The organism is Ideonella alba (genome assembly GCF_018069875.1).
GTDB lineage: Bacteria > Pseudomonadota > Gammaproteobacteria > Burkholderiales > Burkholderiaceae_C > Ideonella > Ideonella alba.
The window spans coordinates 384,185-402,572 of record NZ_JAGQDF010000002.1 but is presented as its reverse complement, the minus strand read 5'-3'; the positions used below and the strand labels follow the sequence as shown (position 1 = coordinate 402,572).

Sequence of the window (18,388 nt, the reverse complement as noted above, 5' to 3'; positions counted from 1 at the left end):
GACAACGCCCGGCCATGCATGACATCCTGATCAACTGGGCTCCGCAGGAGACCCGCGTCGCCCTCATCGAGAACGGCGCCGTGCAGGAGCTGCACATCGAGCGCACGCTGGAGCGCGGCCTGGTGGGCAACATCTACCTGGGCAAGGTGGCGCGCGTGCTGCCCGGCATGCAGAGCGCCTTCATCGACATCGGCCTGGAGCGCGCGGCCTTTCTGCACGTGGCCGACCTGCACACCAGCGGCAGCAACGCCCACGGCCGCGACGCCGCGCCGCCGGTGCCGATCGAGAAGCAGGTCTTCGAGGGCCAGACGCTGATGGTGCAGGTCATCAAGGACCCGATCGGCACCAAGGGCGCGCGCCTGTCCACCCAGGTCAGCATCGCCGGGCGCATGCTGGTCTTCCTGCCGCAGGACAACCACATCGGCATCTCGCAGAAGATCGGCTCGGCCGAGACCCGCGAGCAGCTGCGCACCCGCATGCAGGCCCTGGTGGGCAAGCCGGAAGAGGGCGGTGGTGGCGGCTTCATCCTGCGCACCAATGCCGAGGAGGCCAGCGACGAGGAACTGGCCGACGACATCGCCTACCTGCGCAAGGCCTGGTCCGATATTCGTCAGCGCGCGCTGGCCCAGCCCGCCGGCAGCCTGCTGCACCAGGACCTGAGCCTGGCCGAGCGCGTGCTGCGCGACATGGCCAGCGAGCAGACCCAGACCATCCGCATCGACTCGAAGATGCAGTTCGACCTGCTGCGCGAGTTCGGCCAGGCCTACACCCCCACCGCGGTGGCCAAGCTCGAACACTACCGTGGCGAGCGGCCGATCTTCGACCTCTACGGCATCGAGGAAGAGATCGCCCGCGCGCTGGCGCGCCGGGTGGAGCTGAAGTCGGGCGGCTACCTGATCATCGACCAGACCGAGGCGCTGACCACGGTGGACGTCAACACCGGCGGCTACGTGGGTGCGCGCAACTTCGACGACACGATCTTCAAGACCAACCTCGAGGCAGCGCTGGCCATTGCCCGCCAGCTGCGCCTGCGCAACCTGGGCGGCATCATCATCGTCGACTTCATCGACATGGCCCACGAGGCGCACCAGCAGCAGGTGCTGGCCGAGTTCCGCAAGCAGCTGGCCAAGGATCGCACCAAGACCACGGTCAGCGGCTTCACCCAGCTGGGCCTGGTCGAGATGACGCGCAAGCGCACCCGCGAAAGCCTGGCCCACATGCTGTGCCAGCCCTGTCCCACCTGCGAGGGCAAGGGCCAGGTCAAGACCGCGCGCACCGTCTGCTACGACGTGCTGCGCGAGATCCTGCGCGAGGCGCGCCAGTTCGACCCGAAGGAAATCCGCGTGGTGGCCAGCGCCGGCGTGGTGGAGATGCTGCTCGACGAGGAAAGCGCCCACCTGGCCGACCTGTCGGCCTTCATCGGCAAGCCGATCTCGCTGTCGGCCGAGCCGACGATGACGCCGGAGCAGTACGACATCGTGCTGATCTGAGGCCGGGCCCTCAGCGGCAGACGAAGCGCGCGCAGCGCCCGGTGTCCCAGTCGGCACCGCATTGCCATTCACAGCCCTTGGCAGGCGGCGGCAGGGTGCCCAGGCGGCGCAAGGAATCGGCCAGACGGCCCAGTTCGCGGGCTCGGCTGCGGGCCTCCGCGGTCCGGGGCTGGCCCGGGTTGCCGTCACGCCACCACAGGCGGGGCAGGCCGCCGGCGTAGTCGATCACGTCGTCTTGAACCACGCTCATGGGCGTGGCCTGGTCGGCGGGGATCTCCATGATGTGGCGGCCGTAGTCGATGCGGCGCTCGCGCGCCGAGACCAGGTGGCCGGCACGCCAGTAGAACTCGGCCAGCACACGGCCGCGCTCGCCCAGCGCGGTCAGCTCGATCTTGCGCAGCTGGCCGCGCTCACGCCAGAGGGTGACGCTGGTCCCCTCGGCGGCGTAGCCTCGCAGCATCCGCTCGCTGCTGTGCCAGCGGACCCGGTCGGCGTCCATGCTGCGGGCCAGACCGGAGGGCGATGGATCGCCGGGCGCAGGGCTGGCCGCCAGGGCCGCCGGGCCTGCCAGGGCCAGCAGGCCGGCCAACAGCCACGCCATGGCGCGGGCGGTGTTCGGGTGTCCCATGATGGCTTCTCCTTCGAGGTGTGCACTGCTGGGCAGGCGCCGCCAGCATGCGGCCCGGTCATTCGGGGGCGTCAGCCAGTATCCGCCGGCGGGTGCGGACTGACTTGGGGCCCGTCAAGTCTCGCTGCAGTGGTGGTGCGCCCCCCTACTGCACCGTGCCGGGTGATTGCAGCCAGCGCCAGGCCAGGTCCACCAGCGGCGTGCGCGCGGTCAGGCGGCTGCGCATCAGCCACAGGCCGGGGCGGGGTGCGTCGGGCACCTGGGGCAGGTGGACGAGGCGGCCGGCGCGCAGCGCATGACCGGCCAGCAGCGCCGAGACACAGGCCACGCCGTGCTCCAGCGCGGCGGCCTCCAGCAAGAGGTTTTCGTCGTGCACGGTGGCGGCACGCTGCTGGCCTTTGACCGCCTTGGCCGCGGCGCTGGCCAGGCGGCCCGCCCATTCGGGTTCGCTCTCCAGCAGCAGCACCGGCGCCTTGGCCAGCAGACGGGGCCAGGGCAGGGCGGCCAGGCGCTCGGCGGTGCGCGGGCCGGCCACCGCGATCGAGCGGTCGGTCAGCCAGGGGATGCATTCCACGTCGGTGCGGCGCAGCGGGCGGCGCGAGATCACCAGATCGACGTCGATGCGGTCAATGTCGGTGAGTTCGCGGTCGGACAGCAGCCACACCTCCAGGCCGGGGTGCAGGGCCCGCAACTCGCCCAGCCGGGGCAGCAGCCAGCCCTGGGCAATGTCATTGGGGCAGCCGATCAGCAGCGAGGCCTTGCTGCGGTAGGGCTCGATGCGCTCCAGACCGGCCTGCAGCCGCGCCAGGGTGTCGGCCGCGGTCTGCAGCAGCAGCTCGCCCGCGCCGGTCAGCTTGACCCCGTGCCCCTGGCGCAGGAACAGGCGCTGGCCGACGTGCGCCTCCAGCTTCAGGATGCGCTGGCTCACGGCGGATTGGGTCAGCGCCAGGTCCTCGGCCGCACGGGAGACGCTGCCATGCCGGGCCGCCGCGACAAAGGCCACCAGACCGGCAAAGGGCAGGTCGGCGCGCGGCAAGGTATCAGGAATTTTCATAGCGGATCGAACCCGGCTAATGGACGTCACGGGAGTGTGTGGTCAGGATGACGGCATTGCAACAGCCCTGTGAATACCGCTGATGAACTCCGCCACGCCCATCAACGACCACGCCATCCACCGCCCGGCCGAACGCGGCGTCGATTTCGAGGCCGCCTACGCCGGCGTGCCCTCGTTCATGCGCCGACGCTTCACCCGCCAGCTGGACGGCGTGGACGTGGTGGTCTCGGGCGTGCCGCTGGACATTGCCACCACCTACCGCACCGGCGCCCGTCTGGGTCCGCGGGCGATCCGCGCTGCCACCGTGCAGCTCAATGAGCGCCTGCACCCCTGGGGCTTCAGCCCCTGCGAGCGCCTGAACGTGGTGGACTGGGGCGACTGCGTGCTGGACATGCACCGCCCGCACACCGTGCACGACGCGATCGCCAACCATGCGCGCACGATCCTGGCCAGTGGCGCCAAGATGCTGACGCTGGGCGGCGACCACTACATCACCTACCCGCTGCTGCGCGCGCATGCCGAGCGCCTGGGCCGGCCGCTGGCGCTGGTGCATTTCGACGCCCATTGCGACACCTGGGCCGACGACGAACCCGATTCGCTGAACCACGGCACGATGTTCTACAAGGCCGTCAAGGAGGGCCTGGTCGATCCGGCGCGCTCGGTGCAGGTGGGCATCCGGACCTGGAACGACGATTTCATGGGCATCGAGATCCTCGGCGCCGACGCGGTGCATGAGCGCGGCCCGGCGGCGATCGCGCAGCGCATCGTCGAGATCGTCGGCGACGCCCCCGCCTACCTGACCTTTGACATCGACTGCCTGGACCCGGCCTTCGCGCCGGGCACCGGCACGCCGGTCAGCGGTGGCCTGAGCATGGCGCAGGCGCAGCGCATCCTGCGCGGCCTGCAGCCGCTGGATCTGGCCGGCCTGGACGTGGTGGAGGTGGCGCCGGCGTATGACCACGCCGAGATCACCGCGCTGGCCGCCGCCCATGTGGCGGCCGAGCAGCTGTGCCTGCTGGCCGCGAAACGCCCGGCCTGATCGCCTGGAGGCCCCGATCATGACTATCCGACGCTGGCTGAGGGTCTGGTCCCTCGCTGCCCTGGCCACCCTGGCGGCCAGCGGCAGCGTCCGGGCTGACGAAGAGAAGGTCCTGAACGTCTACAACTGGGCCGAGTACATCGGCGAGACGACGATCAAGGACTTCGAGCGCGAGACCGGCATCAAGGTCCGCTACGACAACTTCGACGCCAACGAGGTGCTGCTGGCCAAGATGGTGGCCGGGCGCAGCGGCTACGACATCGTCGTGCCCTCGGCCGACTTCGGCCGCATCATGATCGACGGCGGCCTGGTGCGGCCGCTGGACCGCGCGCTGCTGACGAACTGGGGCCAGCTCAACCCCAAGGTGATGGCCATGATGGCCCGGCTGGACCCGGGCAACCACCACATGGTGCCGTGGCTGGGCAGCACGGTGTCGGTGGGCTACAACGTGGACAGGGTGAAGGCGGCGCTGGGGGGCGAGCCCATCCCCGCCAACCCCTTCGAGCTGGTCTTCAACCCGAAGTACACCGCGAAGCTGAAGTCCTGCGGCATCTCGATGCTCGACAGCGCCAGCGACGTCTTCCCCTCGGCGCTGATCTACCTGGGCCGGCCGGCCTACGGCAACAACCCCGCCGATTACCAGGACGCGGCGGCGCTGCTGCAGAAGGTGCGCGCCGACGTGGCGCTCTTCAGCTTCAACGGCTACATCGCTGACCTGGCCTCGGGCGCGCTGTGCGTGGCGCTGGGCTACGGCGGTGATTTCAACAACGCGCAGAAGCAGGCCACGGCGGCCGGGCGGGCGATCCGCATCGAGGCGCCGCTGCCGCCCGGCGGCGTGCAGTTCGGCTTCGAGTCGATGGTCATCCCGGCCGATGCGCCGCACCCCGAGAACGCCCACAGGTGGATCAACTTCATCCTGCGCCCCGAGGTGCAGGCGGCGATCACCAACAAGGTGATGTTCACCACGCCCAACCTGGGGGCGCGCGCACTGCTCAAGCCCGAGGTGCTGGCCAACCCGATCGCCAACCCGCCGGATGACTACCTGGCCACCAGGGTGCAGTTCTACGAGGTGCGCCGGCAGGAGACCCGGCGGCTGATGACGCGCCTGTTCCAGCGCGTCAAGACGGGGCTGTGATCAGGCCACGTCGCGGCCGGTGCTGGCGCTCCACAGCCGGTACCAGTCCTGACGGGACAGGTCCAGCCGGGTGGCGGCCAGCGCCTCGTCGGCCGCCTCCAGCCGGCGCGAGCCGATCACCGGCCAAGGGCGCGCCGGGTGGCGCAGCAGCCAGGCCAGCGCCAGCGTGGTGGGCGTGCAGCCCAGGCGGGCACTGATCTCGCCCAGCACCCAGCGCACGCGGTGGGCTGCGGGGCTGTCCTCGCTGTACAGGCGGCCACCCGCCAGCGGCGACCAGATCATCGGCCGGCAACGCAGGCGCTGGGCCTGGTCGAAGCTGCCGTCATCCAGCGGGTCCAGGTGCAGCAGCGAGCACTCGACCTGGTTGGTCACCAGCGCGATGCGGCTGTGCAGCAGCTCGAACTGCTGCGGCGTGAAGTTCGAGACGCCGAAGTGCAGCACCTTGCCATCGCGGCGCAGCTGCTCGAAGGTGGCGGACAGCTCGTCGGCGTCGAGCAGGTGGTCGGGGCGGTGGATCAGCAACAGATCCAGCCGATCGGTGCGCAGCGCGCGCAGCGACTGCTCGACCGAGGCCCTGACATGCGCCGCACCGGTGTCATAGTGCTTGATCGCGTTGCCCGGCCGCGCGGGCGAGACCAGCTGGATGCCGCACTTGCTGACCAGCTGCAACTGGTCGCGCAGGGCCGGGCGCAGCGCGAGTGCTTCACCGAACAGGTCTTCGACGCTGTAGCCGCCGTAGATGTCGGCGTGGTCGAAGCTGGTGATGCCACGCTCGGCCAGGCCCTCGATCCAGGCCAGTCGTTGGGCGGGCGTCCAGTCCCAGCTGGCCAGGCGCCAGGCGCCGGCGACGATCGGTGAAAGGTGCAGGGTGTCCATCGACAGGTCCTTCAGGTGCGGAACTGCATCGCGTGCAGCTTGGCGTACAGGCCGCCATGGGCCAGCAGCTCGGTGTGTGTGCCCTGCTCGACGATGCGGCCGGCTTCCATGGCCACGATGCGGTCGGCACGCTCGATGGTCGACAGGCGGTGGGCGATGACCAGGGTCGTGCGGCCCTGCATCAGGCGGTCCAGGGCCTGCTGGATCAGGTGCTCGCTCTCGGCATCGAGCGCTGACGTGGCTTCATCGAGGATCAGGATCGGCGCGTTCTTGTACAGCGCGCGGGCAATCGCCAGACGCTGGCGCTGGCCGCCGCTGAGCGCGCTGCCGTTGTGGCCGATCACCGTCTCCAGGCCCTGCGGCAGGCCCAGCGCGAAGTCCAGCAGGTTGGCACTGGCCAGTGCAGCGCGCAGGCGCGTGTCGTCCGGTGTTTCGCCCAGCGCCACATTGGCGGCCACGCTGTCGTTGAACAGCACCACGTCCTGGCTGACGAAGGCGTAGTGGCGGCGCAGCGCCTGCACGTTCCAGTCGGGCAGCGGCACGCCGTCGAGCAGGATGCGGCCTGCCGTGGGCTCGATGAAGCGCGGCAGCAGGTGGGCCACGCTGGACTTGCCGGCACCCGAGGGGCCCACCAGGGCCACCGTCTGGCCGGGCACCAGGTGCAGGTCCAGGCTGTCCACGGCGGGTGCCTGGTCGTCGCGGTAGCGCAGCGTCACCTGCTGCAGCTGCAGCTCGCCCCGGCACTGCGCCGGCGCATGCGTGCCGCCGCGCTCGACCGGGAAGGCCTCGACCAGATCCAGGCCGCGCTCCAGCGCCGCCAGACCGCGGGTCATCGAGGACATCACATCGGTCAGGTGCTTGATCGGCGTGATCAGCATCAGCATCGCGGTGATGAAGGACACGAAGCTGCCCACCGAGGCTTGCGAGGACTGGCTCTGCCACAGCGCCACGGTGATCACCATCGACATCGCGATCGAGGCCAGCACCTGGGTGATCGGCGTGATCGAGGCGCCGGCGGCCACGGTCTTGAGCAGCAGGCTCCGCAGGCGCTGGCTGGCCTGCTCGAAGCGGCCGCCTTGCTGCTCGGCGGCACCGTGCAGGCGCACCACGCGCCAGGCCAGCACGTTCTCCTCGACCACATAGGCCAGCTCGTCGGTGGCGCCCTGGCCCTCGCGGGCCAGGCGGCGCAGGCGCTTGCTGGACACGCGCATCACCCAGCCCACGGCGGGAATCATCACCGTCACCAGCAGCGTCAGCTTCCAGTTCAGCCACAGCAGGTAACCGAACAGGCCCGCCAGGGTCAGGGAATCCTTGACCAGGGTGTTGACCGCGATCACCAGCAACTGCGCGCCGCTCTGCACCTCGTAGACCAGCGTATTGGTCAGGCTGCTGGCGCTGTGGCGGCCGAACAGGTCCGGCGCGGCGCGCAGCAGGTGGCCGAAGGCCGCGCGACGCAAGGCCAGCACCCCCTGGTTGGCCGACCAGGCCAGCGCATAGTTGGCGATGAAGGTGGAGATGCCGCGCACCAGGAACAGCCCGACGATGACCAGCGGCACCAGCCACAGCGGGATCTGGCCGCCGTGGAAGCCCTGGTCGATCAGCGGCCCCATCAGCCACGCTGTCAGCGGCTCGGTGGCGGCGGTGAAGACCGAGGCCACCACGGCCACGGCCCAGGCGCCGCGCGCGCTGCGGAAGTACGGTGCCAGCCGGCGGGCGCGGGTGGGCAGGCTGTCGGTGGGTCGGTCACTCATCGGTACCGGATTATCGACCGTGCCTGCCTACAATCCCGGCCGATGCACTGGCCTGCCGGGCCAGGGAACCTTTTTCTGCCGCAATGACTCGACCCTTGGCGATGTGGACACGACGTGAATGGATCGGCGCGGCCGGCGGCTGGATGGGCGCCGCCGCTGGCCTGGGGGGCGGGCTGCTGGCCGGCTCGGCCGCGGCCCAGTTCCGGGTCGAGATTTCCGGCGTAGGCGCCACGCAGCTGCCGATCGTGCTGGGCCGCTTCCGCGGCGAGGAGAACGCGCCGCAGGCGGTGTCGGCCATCGTGCGGGCCGACCTGGAGCGCAGCGGTCGCTTTCGCATCGTCGACACCCCTGCGGGCCTGGACGAGCTGAGCACCCCGGCCTACCCCGACCTGCGCAGCCGCGGCGCCGATGCGCTGGTGGCTGGCTCGGTCACGCGGCTGAGCGACGGCCGCTTCGACGCGCGCTACAAGCTGTGGGACGTGGTCAAGGGCCAGGACCAGGGCGGCCAGAGCGTGGCCGTGCCGGCGGCCGACCTGCGGCTGGCGGCACACCGCATCGCCGACGCGATCTACGAAAAGCTCACCGGCGAGAAGGGCGTGTTCTCCACCCGCATCGCCTATGTCACCCGGGGCGGCGGCCGCTACCAGCTGCGCATCACCGACGCCGATGGCGAGGGCGGCCAGGTCGCGCTGGCCAGCGCCGAGCCGATCATCTCGCCGGCCTGGTCACCCGACGGCCGCGAGCTCGCCTATGTCAGCTTCGAGACCCGCAAGGCGGTGGTCTGGGTGCAGGACCTGCAAAGCGGCGCGCGGCGCCAGCTGGCCAACTTCAGGGGCACCAACAGCGCGCCCGCCTGGTCGCCCGATGGGCGCGAGCTGGCCGTCACGCTGTCGCGCGATGGTGGCTCGCAGGTCTTCCTGATCGGGCGCGACGGCGGTGCGCCGCGCCGCATCACGCAAAGCTCGGCGATCGACACCGAGGCCGTCTTCTCGCCCGACGGCAGGCAGATCTACTTTGTCAGCGACCGCGGCGGCAGCCCGCAGATCTACCGCCAGCCGCTGGGCGGTGGCGGCGCCGAGCGCGTCACCTTCCAGGGCGGCTACAACATCAGCCCGGCGCTCAGCCCGGACGGCCGCACGCTGGCCTACGTCACGCGCCTGGGCGGCAACCAGTTCCGGGTGATGACGCTGGAGCTGTCCTCCGGCCAGGTCACCGCAGTCTCCGACACCAGCGACGACGAGCGCCCCACCTTCGCGCCGAACGGCCGCTTCATCATCTACGCCACCCGCAGCCAGGGCCGCGAAGTGTTGATGACCACCACCCTGGATGGCAAGATCAGGACGCGCCTGCTGAGCAGCGGTCTGGACATCCGCGAGCCGGTCTGGGGGCCCTACGGCCGCTGACCGCCTTTCTCCACCCCCCGTCACGAGGACACCCGATGATCCCCTCTGCAACGCCTCGCCGCTCCCGCCCTCTGCTGTGGTCCGCCGCGCTGGCGGCGTCCCTGCTGGCCGGCTGTGCCTCCAGCGTCAAGCTCGACAACGACGTGCCGGTCGAATCGCGCAACCCCAATGCCGCCGCCCAGGGCGGGTCAGGCGCCGGGGCGGGCGGCACGGCCCAGAGCAATGTCGCCACCGTGGACCTGACTGCGCAGGACAAGGCGGGCACCGTCGGCCGGGTCGTCTACTTCGATTTCGACAGCTTTGTCATCAAGGACGAGTACCGCAGCGTCGTCGAGGGCCAGGCCAAGCTGCTGCAAGCCAACCGCCAGCGCCTGGTACAGATTGAAGGGCACACCGACGAGCGCGGTGGCCGCGAATACAACCTGGCCCTGGGCCAGAAGCGCGCCGAGGCGGTGCAGCGTGCGCTGGTCCTGCTGGGCGTGAGCGACAAGCAGCTCGAGGCGGTCAGCTACGGCGAGGAGCGCCCGGCCGACCCGGGCCACGATGAAGCCGCCTGGGCCAAGAACCGCCGCGCCGAAGTGAAGGACCGCTGAGCATGAGGGTGTCCTTCCTGCCGCGCGCGCTGGCGCTGGCGGCCTGCCTGGCCTGCAGCCTGCCGTCGCAGGCCGGCCTGTTCGACGACGACGAGGCGCGCAAGGCCATCCTGGACCTGCGCACCCGCCTGGACGAGACGCGCAGCCAGAACGTGGCGGCCCAGCGCCAGCTGAACGACCAGATCCAGACGCTGCAGCGCAGCCTGCTCGACCTGAACAACCAGAACGAGCAGCTCAAGGCCGAGCTGGCGCGCCTGCGCGGCCAGCTCGAGACCACGCAGCGCGACCTGGCCGACGTGCAGCGCCGGCAGAAGGACATGACGCAGGTGGTCGACGAGCGCATGAAGCGCCTGGAGCCGCAGCAGGTGACGGTCGACGGCAAGGAGATCACCGTCGAGCCCGACGAGAAGCGCGCCTACGAGGAGGCCATCGCGGTGCTGCGCTCGGGCGACTTCGAGAAGGCTGCCGGGGCGCTGCAGGCCTTTCTGCGCCGCTGGCCGCAGTCGGGCTACACCGACAGCGCACGCTACTGGCTGGGCAACGCCCAGTACGGCCTGCGCGCCTACAAGGACGCGCTGGCCACCTTCCGCCAGTTCCTGACCGCAGCCCCCGAGCACCTGCGGGCCCCCGAGGCGCTGCTGGCGCTGGCCAACTGCCAGGTCGAGCTGAAGGACACCAAGGGCGCGCGCCGCAGCCTGGACGACCTGGTCAAGCAGTACCCGAAGTCGGAAGCGGCGGTCGCCGCCCGGGAACGTCTGGCGGTGCTGCGCTGACCGGCCGGCGCGCCGGCTTTGCCGGCCCGGGATGACCCGGCCAGCGGCCGGGTGTTGGCGGGGCTGCACACTAGAATCCCGCCCCACCATGGCCATGCCTGACCCCGCCGCCCTCACCACCCTCGTGCTCTGGCTGGGCTTTGGCCTGGCGGTGCTGCTGGGCGCCACGCTGCAGCGCAGCCATTTCTGCTCGATGGGGGCGGTGGCCGACATCCTCAGCTTTGGCGACAGTACCCGGGCACGCGCCTTTGGCCTGGCGCTGGCGGTGGCGATCGGCGGCTTCGGGCTGCTCTCGGCCAGCGGTCAGATCGACCGCGCCGGCAGCTTCTACACCGCACCGACGCTGCAGTGGGGCTCGCACCTGGTGGGTGGGCTGATGTTTGGCGCCGGCATGGTGCTGGGCTCGGGCTGCGGGGCGCGCACGCTGGTGCGCATCGGTGGTGGCAACCTGAAGTCGCTGGTGGTCTTCCTGGTGATGGGCATCGCGGCGCAGGCCACGCTGCGCGGCATCACTGCGGTGGTGCGCGACAGTACCGTGGACCGGCTGGCGGTGGAACTGCCGGCACGCCAGGACCTGCCCTCACTGCTGCACCTGGGCCCGGGCGGACAGACGGCGCTGGCCCTGGGGCTGGCGGTGCTGCTGGCGGCCGGTGTGCTGTGGCGTGCGCGCTGGAAGGAAGTGCTGCCCGGCGCGCTGGTCGGTCTGCTGCTGGTGGCGCAGTGGTGGGTCAGCGGCCACCTGGGCTTCCTGCCCGAACATCCCGACACGCTGGAGCCGGTCTACCTGGCCACGGCCAGCCATGCGATGGAGGGCTACAACTTCGTCAGCCCGGCGGCCTTCACGCTGGACTGGCTGACCTACTTCAGTGACCGCAACCGGGTGCTGAGCGTGGGCATCGTCATCTCGCTGGGCCTGGTGCTGGGCGCAGGACTGTCGGCCTGGCAGTCGGGGCAGTTCCGTTGGGAGAGCTTCCGCAACCCGGCCGACCTGGGGCGCCACCTGCTGGGTGCGGTGCTGATGGGCGTGGGCGGCGTGACCGCGCTGGGCTGCAGCTTCGGCCAGGGCCTGTCGGGCCTGTCGACGCTGGCGCTGGGTTCGCTGATCAGCACGCTGGCCATCATCGCCGGCGCCTGGGCCGTGCTGCGCTGGGAGGCCGCGCGCCTGGAGCGTCTGCTGTGAGCATGCCGCTGGTGGCGGACGAGGCCGACCTGGAGCGCCGCTTCGGCGGCTTGCGCCGGCTGCATGGCGACGCCGCCTACCAGCGCCTGCGCGGCCTGTGCCTGGCGGTGGTGGGCCTGGGTGGCGTGGGTTCCTGGGCGGTGGAGGCGCTGGGCCGCAGCGGCGTGGCGGGCCTGGTGCTGATCGACCTGGACCATGTGGCCGAGTCCAACATCAACCGGCAGGTGCAGGCCACCGGTCGCACGCTGGGCCAGGCCAAGGGCGAGGCCCTGGCCGAGCGCCTGGCCGACATCCACCCCGGCTGTGCCGTGCAGGTGGTCGATGCCTTCGTCGAGCCCGGCAACTGGCCGGCCTTGCTGCCCGCGCCGGTGGACGGCCTGATCGACGCCTGCGACCAGGTGCGGGCCAAGCTGGCGCTGGCCGCCTGGGCACGCGCGGCCCGCGTGCCGCTGGTGTGCTGCGGCGCGGCCGGCGGCAAGCTGCGGCCCGAGCGCCTGGAGATCGACGACCTGGCCGCGGTCACCCATGATCCGCTGCTGTCCTCGCTGCGCCAGCGTCTGCGTCGCGAACACGGCGCGCCGCGCCAGGGCCGCATCGGCCTGCGCTGCGTGTTCTCGCGCGAGCCGGTGGCGCCGCCGGCCGATGCCTGCGACAGCGATGGCAGCCTGAACTGCCATGGCTACGGATCCAGCGTCACCGTCACCGCCAGCATGGGCCTGGCGGCGGCCGCTGAACTGATGCGTTTGTGCCTGTCCGATGCAGGTCAGGCTGAATCCGTGCAGAAGCGTGCTATAGTCTAGGGCTCTGCCGGAGAGGGTTGTTAGCTCAGTCGGTAGAGCAGCGGACTTTTAATCCGTTGGTCGCAGGTTCGAATCCTGCACAACCCACCACTGCCCAGCGCTGGCCTTCGTGCCGGTGCCAGGCGATACGAGCGGGCTCTTAGCTCAGTTGGTAGAGCAGCGGACTCTTAATCCGTTGGTCGTAGGTTCGAATCCTACAGGGCCCACCACGGGCTCTTAGCTCAGTTGGTAGAGCAGCGGACTCTTAATCCGTTGGTCGTAGGTTCGAATCCTACAGGGCCCACCAAGAATTCAGAGGCTGCCTGCGGGCCGCCGCCGTCAGCGATGACGGGCTCTTAGCTCAGTTGGTAGAGCAGCGGACTCTTAATCCGTTGGTCGTAGGTTCGAATCCTACAGGGCCCACCACCTTCACCCCCTGGCCGCGCACACCGCGGCCCCTCCGGCCGGCGCTGGATGCGAACATCGCGGGGTGAGCCACCTCCTTCCCCGCGCTTGTGCCCGCCTGAACCGGCGTCGGTGTCTGTTGACCATCGCCTCGGCCCTGGCCGGCTGTGCCACGCCCCGCCCACGCGCCACCTGGCAACCGGACGATGCCGTGATGGCCGCGCTGCCCGACTGGATGCAGCGCGCCCAGGTGCCTGCCGTGTCGATGGCGGTGCTGGAGGGGGGCGAACTCGCCTGGCAGCACCAGCAGGGGCTGGCGAATGCGCAGACCGGGCAGGCGCTGGCGCCGCAGGCCTTGTTCGAGGCGGCCTCGCTGACCAAACCAGTGTTCGCCTGGCTGGCCTTGCAGCAGGCGAGCGAGGGGCGGCTGCGGCTGGACGAGCCGCTGGTCGACACCCTGCGGCCAGCCTGGCTGGATGACCACCCCTGGAGTGCCCGCATCACTGCGCGCCACGTGCTGTGCCACACCAGCGGTCTGCCCAACTGGCGCCGCGAGCCGATGAAGGAGACCCTGCGGCCCGCCTTTGAGCCGGGGACGCGCCTGAGCTACTCCGGCGAGGCCTTCTTCTGGTTGCAGCTCGTGGTCGAGCAGCGCAGCGGCCTGTCGCTGCCGCGCCTGGCGCAGCGTGCCCTGTTCGAGCCCGCGGGCCTGCGCGACAGTGATCTGGCCTGGAGCGAGGAGGTCGCCCGCCGCGCGGTGTGGGGCCATGCCGCACCCCAGGCCGCGCCTTTGGTGCCGCTGCCCCGACAGATGATGCGCGAGGCCTGGCTGCAGGCGCTGCCACTGGCCAGGGCCTGGGGGCGGCCCTTGGCCGACTGGCGCTGGGACGACGCACAGCGGGCCTTCGCGGCCCTGGGCGGCAGCGTGCCCTCGGCCGCGGTGGCCTGGCCGGGCGACCTGATGAGCAATGCCGCCGCCAGCCTGCGCTGCACCGCGGCCGACTACGCGCGCTTCCTGCGGGTGCTGATGCCCATGGCCTGCGGGCCCCACCTGGCACCGGCCTGGCAGCGACTGCACACCGAGCCGCAGTTCGAGACCCGCCCGCCATGGACCGCCAAGACCCTGGGCTGGAACCGGGAGCAAACGGCCATCGGACCGCTGCTCTACCACGCCGGCAACAACGCCAACCAGTTCCGCGCCTTCGCGCTGGCTGATGTGGCGCGCGGCCATGCGCTGGTGGTGCTGACCAATGGCGGTGGCGGTGACGCGCTGTGTCAGGCCGTGGTGCGCACGGCCACTGGGCTGGCGCTGCGGGCGTTCGAGCCTTGAACGCCGCGGCGCCGGATCGGCTCAAGCCTCCTTGAACATGAACTCGGTGACTTCCTTGGCCACGCCGGTGGGCGGGTTGTTGCGCTTGAGCCAGGTGATGGCGTAGACCTCGGCAAACCATTCGGCCGGCGAGCGCCACTGGTACTTGTTGACCTTGGTGGCAGCGACACTGGCGTGCCGGTAGCTCCACCAGTCGTTGCTGTAGGACTCGATGTAGCAGCGGCCGTCGGCCAGCGCCGGCGGCGGGTTGAACCAGGGCTCGGCGGCCTCGCAGGACGGCCGGACCGTGGGAGACAGAAAGCCCGACAGCAGGGCGTTCCACTCAGTGGCGTCGACCCCCTGCGGCACCGCCAGCGAGGTGCTGCCCTTGAGCACCTGCTTGATGGCGCTCTCGACCACCGCATCGCTCAGCGTGGCGCCCGCCGGCCCAGAGCCCTTGAACTCCTTGAGCATGGCCGCCACCACCGAAGCCAGGCTCTCCTTGACCCAGCCGCCGCAGCCGTCCAGGCCCTGGAAGCGGTCCATGATCTTCTTCTCGTCGTCCAGCGCATGGCCCATCTCGTGCAGCATGGTGACGTCGAAGGAGTTGGCCGGCAGAGCCTTGCCGTCCACGGTGTAGGTCTCTTCGCCGGTGGCGTCGCCGAAGTCGCCCATCAGGATCTCGCCGCCGCCGTAGGCACCGCTGCCCTTCCAGCCCTTGTCGCGGGTGTACTCCAGCTTCTTGAGCTTGTCGTGGCCGGTCTGACCCTTGGGCACGGTGCCCATCATGTCGAAGACCCGGTCGAGGTGGGTGTTGCTCATCAGCAGCGGCACCGAGAGCTTCAGGCCGTAGAAGTCCTCCAGGGCCTGCTGGTAGATCTTGTTCTTCTGGGCGTCGGTGGGGGCCTTCTTGCTGTCGCCCATCACCGCCTTGCGCGCGGTCTCCAGGGCGTTGGCATGGGCCTGGATTTCATCGATGCGGCGGTTGATGCGCTCGATCGCCGCCTGCCGTTCTCCCTCGTCGGTGATCGATGCGGCATTCTCCAGTGCCTTGCGCTGGTAGGCCAGGTCGTCCTTGATGCGCGTGGTGTCCAGGCCGGTATCGCCGTCGGTCAGCGTCTTGGTGGTGGAGAACAGGCGCATCAGCTTGTTCTCGGCCGAGGACAGGGCCTCGGTGAAGGCGTTCTTGCGCGCCTTGCCGGATTCGGGAGGGGTGTCGTCCTCGTCGGCGCCCACGCCCAGCACCTCCTGCAGCCAGGCCAGCTTCAGTTCCTGGCTCATGAGGCACCTCCACGCCGGGCCTTCTGCCAGCCCTGCAGCGTGGTCGACTCGGCGTCGCAGGCATCGGCCACGCGCTGGCACAGCAAGCGCAGTTCGGCGTCGCGGCCATGCGTCAGGCCAATGCGGGCCAGTCGGCCCAGTGCGGCCAGTTGCACCGCCAGCAGCGCGGCCACGTCCGCGTCGGGGTCCTGGGTGAAGGCGATGCTCAGCTGCAGGCGCAACTGGTCGACGTGGGTGTTCAGGTCCAGCGTGGCTTGCGGCGGCTCGGGGCGCTTGCCCGGGCCCTTGGACAGCAGTCCCATGGGGGCGTTCTCCGAAGTGGCGGCCAGGCCGGCACGCGCACCGGCCAGCCAGGTCATGCCGACAGCCGTCAGCCCGGCCAGGCGGCGGCGGGTGATGGGCGTGCGCATCAGGCCTGCGCGCTGGCGAACATCAGCCGGCGCCAGTCGATGAGCAGGGCGCCGTCGAACTGCGCGCGCAGCTCGGCCCAGTCGCCGGGGTGGTCGATGATCTCGTCGTAGCGGCTGCGCGGCACCTCGACGGCTTCGAGCACGCGCTCGGTGGCCAGCTCGTGCCAGGCCATCACCAGCGCCTGGGCGTTGCCCTGAACCAGACGCAGCTCGGTCTGGTCGGCCAGCGGCGGGCTGTCCATGTCACGCAGCACGCCCAGCTTGCACATCTCCAGGGCCACGTCGTCCAGGCCCAGCTCGAAGGCGATGAGCTTCTCGCGCAGCGCCGGCCAGCCCAGCACCAGGCGGCTGGTCATGCCCTCGCCCATGCGCCGGGCGTGCGGCGTGGCGCGGCTGCCGAAGGCACGGTCCCAGGTCTGGCGGGCGCTGTCCTCCAGCGCTTCGAAGCCGTTGATGCGCTCGGCCGAGTCGATCATGAACCACTGCTTGCGGGCCATGTCGAGGTAGGTCAGGTGAGGGGGGATGCGCAGCACGGTGCCGCACTGGGCGCAGTCCTGCTGCTGGAAGCTGCCGTCGAGGATGGCGGCGCGCAGGTCAGGGCGGCGGTCGGCGTTGACGCTGGCGGTGCGCTGCACCTCGTTGGTGTGTCCGCATTGGCCGCAGATGGCCTGGACCGGGTGGAAGATCGACATCGGGGGGCTCCTGGTTCAGTCCTGCCACATGTAGGCGGCCACGCTGGCGTCCACCGCCGCGGGCGGCTTGGTGCGCTTGAGCCAGCTGATCGCGTAGACCTCGGCGAACCACTCCGCCGGCGAGCGCCACTGGTAGTCGTTGACCCGCGTCTTGCCGCGCGCGGCGTGCTCGAAGCTCCACCATTCATCGGTGTAGGACTCGAGGTAGCAGCGCCCGCCCAGCGACACCGGCGCCGGGTTGAACCAGGGATCGGCGTCCTCGGTGGATGGATAGACCACGCGGACGATGAAGTCCAGCAGGTCGTTCCAGTCATCGGGGTCGACGCCGGACGGGGCAGCCGGCGTGGCGCTGTCCAGCGCGGTGTCGATGGCCGCCAGCACCGCGGCCTCGTCCAGCGTGCCGCCCATGGTCTCGGTGGCCTTGTAGTGGTCGAGCATGGCCGCGGCCACGCTGGCCTTGGTCTCGGACTTCCAGCCGCCGCAACCGCTCAGTGCGCCATGGGCCGACATGATGCCCTCGGCATCGTCGAGCGCGTGGCCCATCTCGTGGAGCATGGTGACGTCGAAGGAGTTGGCCGGCAGCACCTTGCCATCGACCTCGTAGTTCTCAGCACCCTTGGCGCGGCCGAAGTCGCCCATCAGGACCTCGGCGCCACCGTAGGCGCCGCTGCCCTTCCAGTCGGCGGTCTTGTCATAGGTGAGCTTCTTGAGCTTGCCGTGTTCGACCTGCGACTTGGGCACCGTGCCCATCATGTCGAACACACGGTCGAAGTGCGTGTTGCTCATGCCCGCCGGCACCGTGATGGCCAGGCCGTAGTGGTCCTCCAGCGCCTTCTGGTAGATGGCCGATTTCTGCGCGGCACTGGGCTTGCCCTTGGCGCCGGCCATCACGGCCTCGGTGGCGGTCTTCAGGGCCTCGGCATGCTCCTGCAGTTCCTCCAGGCGCAGACGGATGCGCTCCATGGCGGCGGTGCGCTCGGCGCCCTCGGGCAGGGCCATCGCGGCCTTCAGGGCCTTCTGCTGGAACTGCTGGTCCTTCTGCAGACGCGACGTGTCCAGGCCCAGCTTCTTCAGCTCGGCGACTTCGCCGCTCAGGAAGTGCTCGGCAGCCTTGTCCCCCTGCTTGGTGACCTCCTCGGTGAAGTCGCTCGCGCTGATCTTGCGGGCCGGCTGGCGGGTGGTGCCCGGGGTGCTGCCGGATGCCTGGGCCTGACCGACCCCCAGGACCTGCTGCAACCAGGCGAGTTTGGTGTCCTGCGTGGCCATGCTCAGGCCTTGGGCAGGCGCTGCTTGAGCGCGCGCAGCTGCTGCTCGTCGGTGCTGCTGGACTGCTGCACCCGCTGCACCAGTGCCTTCAGCTCAGCGTCGGTCGCATGGGTCTGGCCGATGCGGGCCAGCTCGGCCAGCGCCTCCAGTTGCACCGCCATGACGGCTGCGACGTCGCGGTCGGCCTGGCCGGTGAAGGCCACGCTGAGCTTGAGGCGCAGGTGGTCAGCCTGCGTCTTCAAATCCAGCGTCGACTGCGGCGGACGGGGGATCTTGTTGGGGGTCTTCGGCGTAGAGGTCATGGTGGTCGGTTCCGGCCGTGGA

18 protein-coding genes and 4 tRNA genes are annotated in these 18,388 nt (G+C 70.3%); 13 read left to right on the top strand and 9 right to left on the bottom strand.

Annotated features, from left to right (window positions below; genetic code table 11):
• Positions 1-14 precede the first annotated feature (14 nt).
• Positions 15-1,490: a ribonuclease G gene (gene rng, locus KAK07_RS04855; protein ID WP_210856641.1), complete on the top strand. Its 1,476-nt coding sequence runs from the start codon at positions 15-17 to the stop codon at positions 1,488-1,490.
• 10 nt (positions 1,491-1,500) lie between these two features.
• Here the strand turns inward: rng and KAK07_RS04850 are convergent, their stop codons facing one another.
• Both KAK07_RS04850 and KAK07_RS04845 read right to left on the bottom strand, forming a co-directional pair.
• Complete coding sequence (locus KAK07_RS04850) at positions 1,501-2,118, bottom strand: hypothetical protein (protein WP_210859285.1); 618 nt, start codon at positions 2,116-2,118, stop codon at positions 1,501-1,503.
• 145 nt (positions 2,119-2,263) lie between these two features.
• Positions 2,264-3,172 (bottom strand): LysR family transcriptional regulator, encoded by a 909-nt coding sequence (locus KAK07_RS04845; RefSeq protein WP_210859283.1) that lies wholly within the window; start codon positions 3,170-3,172, stop codon positions 2,264-2,266.
• 82 nt (positions 3,173-3,254) lie between these two features.
• Between KAK07_RS04845 and speB the strand changes: the two genes are divergently transcribed.
• Together speB and KAK07_RS04835 are read left to right on the top strand one after the other, a co-directional pair.
• Positions 3,255-4,211, top strand: coding sequence for an agmatinase (gene speB, locus KAK07_RS04840; protein WP_210859281.1), 957 nt, complete (start codon positions 3,255-3,257; stop codon positions 4,209-4,211).
• Positions 4,212-4,230: 19 nt separating this feature from the next.
• Complete coding sequence (locus KAK07_RS04835) at positions 4,231-5,346, top strand: extracellular solute-binding protein (protein WP_210859279.1); 1,116 nt, start codon at positions 4,231-4,233, stop codon at positions 5,344-5,346.
• On the opposite strand, the gene KAK07_RS04830 is transcribed toward KAK07_RS04835, so the two are convergent.
• Together KAK07_RS04830 and msbA are read right to left on the bottom strand one after the other, a co-directional pair.
• Entirely contained in the window at positions 5,347-6,222 is an 876-nt protein-coding gene (locus KAK07_RS04830; protein ID WP_210856646.1) for an aldo/keto reductase, read from the bottom strand.
• 11 nt (positions 6,223-6,233) lie between these two features.
• Entirely contained in the window at positions 6,234-7,973 is a 1,740-nt protein-coding gene (gene msbA, locus KAK07_RS04825; RefSeq protein ID WP_210859277.1) for a lipid A export permease/ATP-binding protein MsbA, read from the bottom strand.
• Positions 7,974-8,116: 143 nt separating this feature from the next.
• Between msbA and tolB the strand changes: the two genes are divergently transcribed.
• The 10 genes from tolB to KAK07_RS04775 all read left to right on the top strand — a co-directional run bounded on the left by tolB (position 8,117) and on the right by KAK07_RS04775 (position 14,436).
• The gene (tolB, locus tag KAK07_RS04820; protein WP_210859391.1) at positions 8,117-9,376 is read left to right on the top strand and encodes a Tol-Pal system beta propeller repeat protein TolB; all 1,260 of its coding nucleotides are present in this window, start codon (positions 8,117-8,119) and stop codon (positions 9,374-9,376) included.
• Between the two features lie 35 nt (positions 9,377-9,411).
• Positions 9,412-9,969, top strand: coding sequence for a peptidoglycan-associated lipoprotein Pal (pal, locus tag KAK07_RS04815; RefSeq protein ID WP_210856648.1), 558 nt, complete (start codon positions 9,412-9,414; stop codon positions 9,967-9,969).
• Between the two features lie 2 nt (positions 9,970-9,971).
• Positions 9,972-10,742 (top strand): tol-pal system protein YbgF, encoded by a 771-nt coding sequence (gene ybgF / locus KAK07_RS04810; RefSeq protein WP_210859275.1) that lies wholly within the window; start codon positions 9,972-9,974, stop codon positions 10,740-10,742.
• 94 nt (positions 10,743-10,836) lie between these two features.
• Positions 10,837-11,922, top strand: coding sequence for a YeeE/YedE family protein (locus KAK07_RS04805; protein ID WP_210859274.1), 1,086 nt, complete (start codon positions 10,837-10,839; stop codon positions 11,920-11,922).
• A 2-nt stretch (positions 11,923-11,924) separates the two neighbouring features.
• Entirely contained in the window at positions 11,925-12,722 is a 798-nt protein-coding gene (locus tag KAK07_RS04800; protein WP_210859390.1) for a tRNA threonylcarbamoyladenosine dehydratase, read from the top strand.
• Between the two features lie 14 nt (positions 12,723-12,736).
• A tRNA-Lys gene (locus KAK07_RS04795) sits at positions 12,737-12,812 on the top strand.
• Positions 12,813-12,855: 43 nt separating this feature from the next.
• Positions 12,856-12,931 (top strand) — tRNA-Lys (locus KAK07_RS04790).
• A 1-nt stretch (position 12,932) separates the two neighbouring features.
• Positions 12,933-13,008: transfer RNA gene (locus tag KAK07_RS04785), tRNA-Lys, on the top strand.
• 43 nt (positions 13,009-13,051) lie between these two features.
• Positions 13,052-13,127: transfer RNA gene (locus KAK07_RS04780), tRNA-Lys, on the top strand.
• Positions 13,128-13,245: 118 nt separating this feature from the next.
• Positions 13,246-14,436, top strand: a complete 1,191-nt coding sequence (locus KAK07_RS04775) for a serine hydrolase domain-containing protein (protein WP_210859273.1) — start codon at positions 13,246-13,248, stop codon at positions 14,434-14,436.
• A gap of 21 nt (positions 14,437-14,457) precedes the next feature.
• Here the strand turns inward: KAK07_RS04775 and KAK07_RS04770 are convergent, their stop codons facing one another.
• From KAK07_RS04770 to KAK07_RS04750, 5 genes are read right to left on the bottom strand one after another with little or no spacing between them, the layout of a single operon-like run.
• Complete coding sequence (locus KAK07_RS04770) at positions 14,458-15,696, bottom strand: hypothetical protein (RefSeq protein WP_210859272.1); 1,239 nt, start codon at positions 15,694-15,696, stop codon at positions 14,458-14,460.
• On the bottom strand, positions 15,693-16,106 hold the full coding sequence (locus KAK07_RS04765; protein WP_210859268.1) for a hypothetical protein: 414 nt from the start codon (positions 16,104-16,106) through the stop codon (positions 15,693-15,695). Before KAK07_RS04765 ends, KAK07_RS04770 begins: the two co-directional genes overlap by 4 nt.
• Positions 16,106-16,798 (bottom strand): CpXC domain-containing protein, encoded by a 693-nt coding sequence (locus tag KAK07_RS04760; protein WP_210859266.1) that lies wholly within the window; start codon positions 16,796-16,798, stop codon positions 16,106-16,108. Before KAK07_RS04760 ends, KAK07_RS04765 begins: the two co-directional genes overlap by 1 nt.
• A 15-nt stretch (positions 16,799-16,813) precedes the next feature.
• The gene (locus KAK07_RS04755; RefSeq protein WP_210854976.1) at positions 16,814-18,064 is read right to left on the bottom strand and encodes a hypothetical protein; all 1,251 of its coding nucleotides are present in this window, start codon (positions 18,062-18,064) and stop codon (positions 16,814-16,816) included.
• A gap of 2 nt (positions 18,065-18,066) precedes the next feature.
• The gene (locus KAK07_RS04750; RefSeq protein ID WP_210854978.1) at positions 18,067-18,366 is read right to left on the bottom strand and encodes a hypothetical protein; all 300 of its coding nucleotides are present in this window, start codon (positions 18,364-18,366) and stop codon (positions 18,067-18,069) included.
• Between the last annotated feature and the right edge of the window lie 22 nt (positions 18,367-18,388).

Bases quoted from the DNA above. Each gene is read 5' to 3' on its own strand.
- KAK07_RS04800 (WP_210859390.1), top strand. From the start codon at position 11,925: ATGCCGCTGGTGGCGGACGAGGCCGACCTGGAGCGCCGCTTCGGCGGC.
- pal (WP_210856648.1), top strand. From the start codon at position 9,412: ATGATCCCCTCTGCAACGCCTCGCCGCTCCCGCCCTCTGCTGTGGTCC.
- KAK07_RS04830 (WP_210856646.1), bottom strand. From the start codon at position 6,222: ATGGACACCCTGCACCTTTCACCGATCGTCGCCGGCGCCTGGCGCCTG.
- rng (WP_210856641.1), top strand. From the start codon at position 15: ATGCATGACATCCTGATCAACTGGGCTCCGCAGGAGACCCGCGTCGCC.
- KAK07_RS04750 (WP_210854978.1), bottom strand. From the start codon at position 18,366: ATGACCTCTACGCCGAAGACCCCCAACAAGATCCCCCGTCCGCCGCAG.
- msbA (WP_210859277.1), bottom strand. From the start codon at position 7,973: ATGAGTGACCGACCCACCGACAGCCTGCCCACCCGCGCCCGCCGGCTG.
- tolB (WP_210859391.1), top strand. From the start codon at position 8,117: ATGGGCGCCGCCGCTGGCCTGGGGGGCGGGCTGCTGGCCGGCTCGGCC.
- KAK07_RS04850 (WP_210859285.1), bottom strand. From the start codon at position 2,118: ATGGGACACCCGAACACCGCCCGCGCCATGGCGTGGCTGTTGGCCGGC.
- KAK07_RS04755 (WP_210854976.1), bottom strand. From the start codon at position 18,064: ATGGCCACGCAGGACACCAAACTCGCCTGGTTGCAGCAGGTCCTGGGG.
- KAK07_RS04805 (WP_210859274.1), top strand. From the start codon at position 10,837: ATGCCTGACCCCGCCGCCCTCACCACCCTCGTGCTCTGGCTGGGCTTT.
- KAK07_RS04835 (WP_210859279.1), top strand. From the start codon at position 4,231: ATGACTATCCGACGCTGGCTGAGGGTCTGGTCCCTCGCTGCCCTGGCC.
- KAK07_RS04760 (WP_210859266.1), bottom strand. From the start codon at position 16,798: ATGTCGATCTTCCACCCGGTCCAGGCCATCTGCGGCCAATGCGGACAC.
- speB (WP_210859281.1), top strand. From the start codon at position 3,255: ATGAACTCCGCCACGCCCATCAACGACCACGCCATCCACCGCCCGGCC.
- ybgF (WP_210859275.1), top strand. From the start codon at position 9,972: ATGAGGGTGTCCTTCCTGCCGCGCGCGCTGGCGCTGGCGGCCTGCCTG.
- KAK07_RS04770 (WP_210859272.1), bottom strand. From the start codon at position 15,696: ATGAGCCAGGAACTGAAGCTGGCCTGGCTGCAGGAGGTGCTGGGCGTG.
- KAK07_RS04765 (WP_210859268.1), bottom strand. From the start codon at position 16,106: ATGCGCACGCCCATCACCCGCCGCCGCCTGGCCGGGCTGACGGCTGTC.
- KAK07_RS04845 (WP_210859283.1), bottom strand. From the start codon at position 3,172: ATGAAAATTCCTGATACCTTGCCGCGCGCCGACCTGCCCTTTGCCGGT.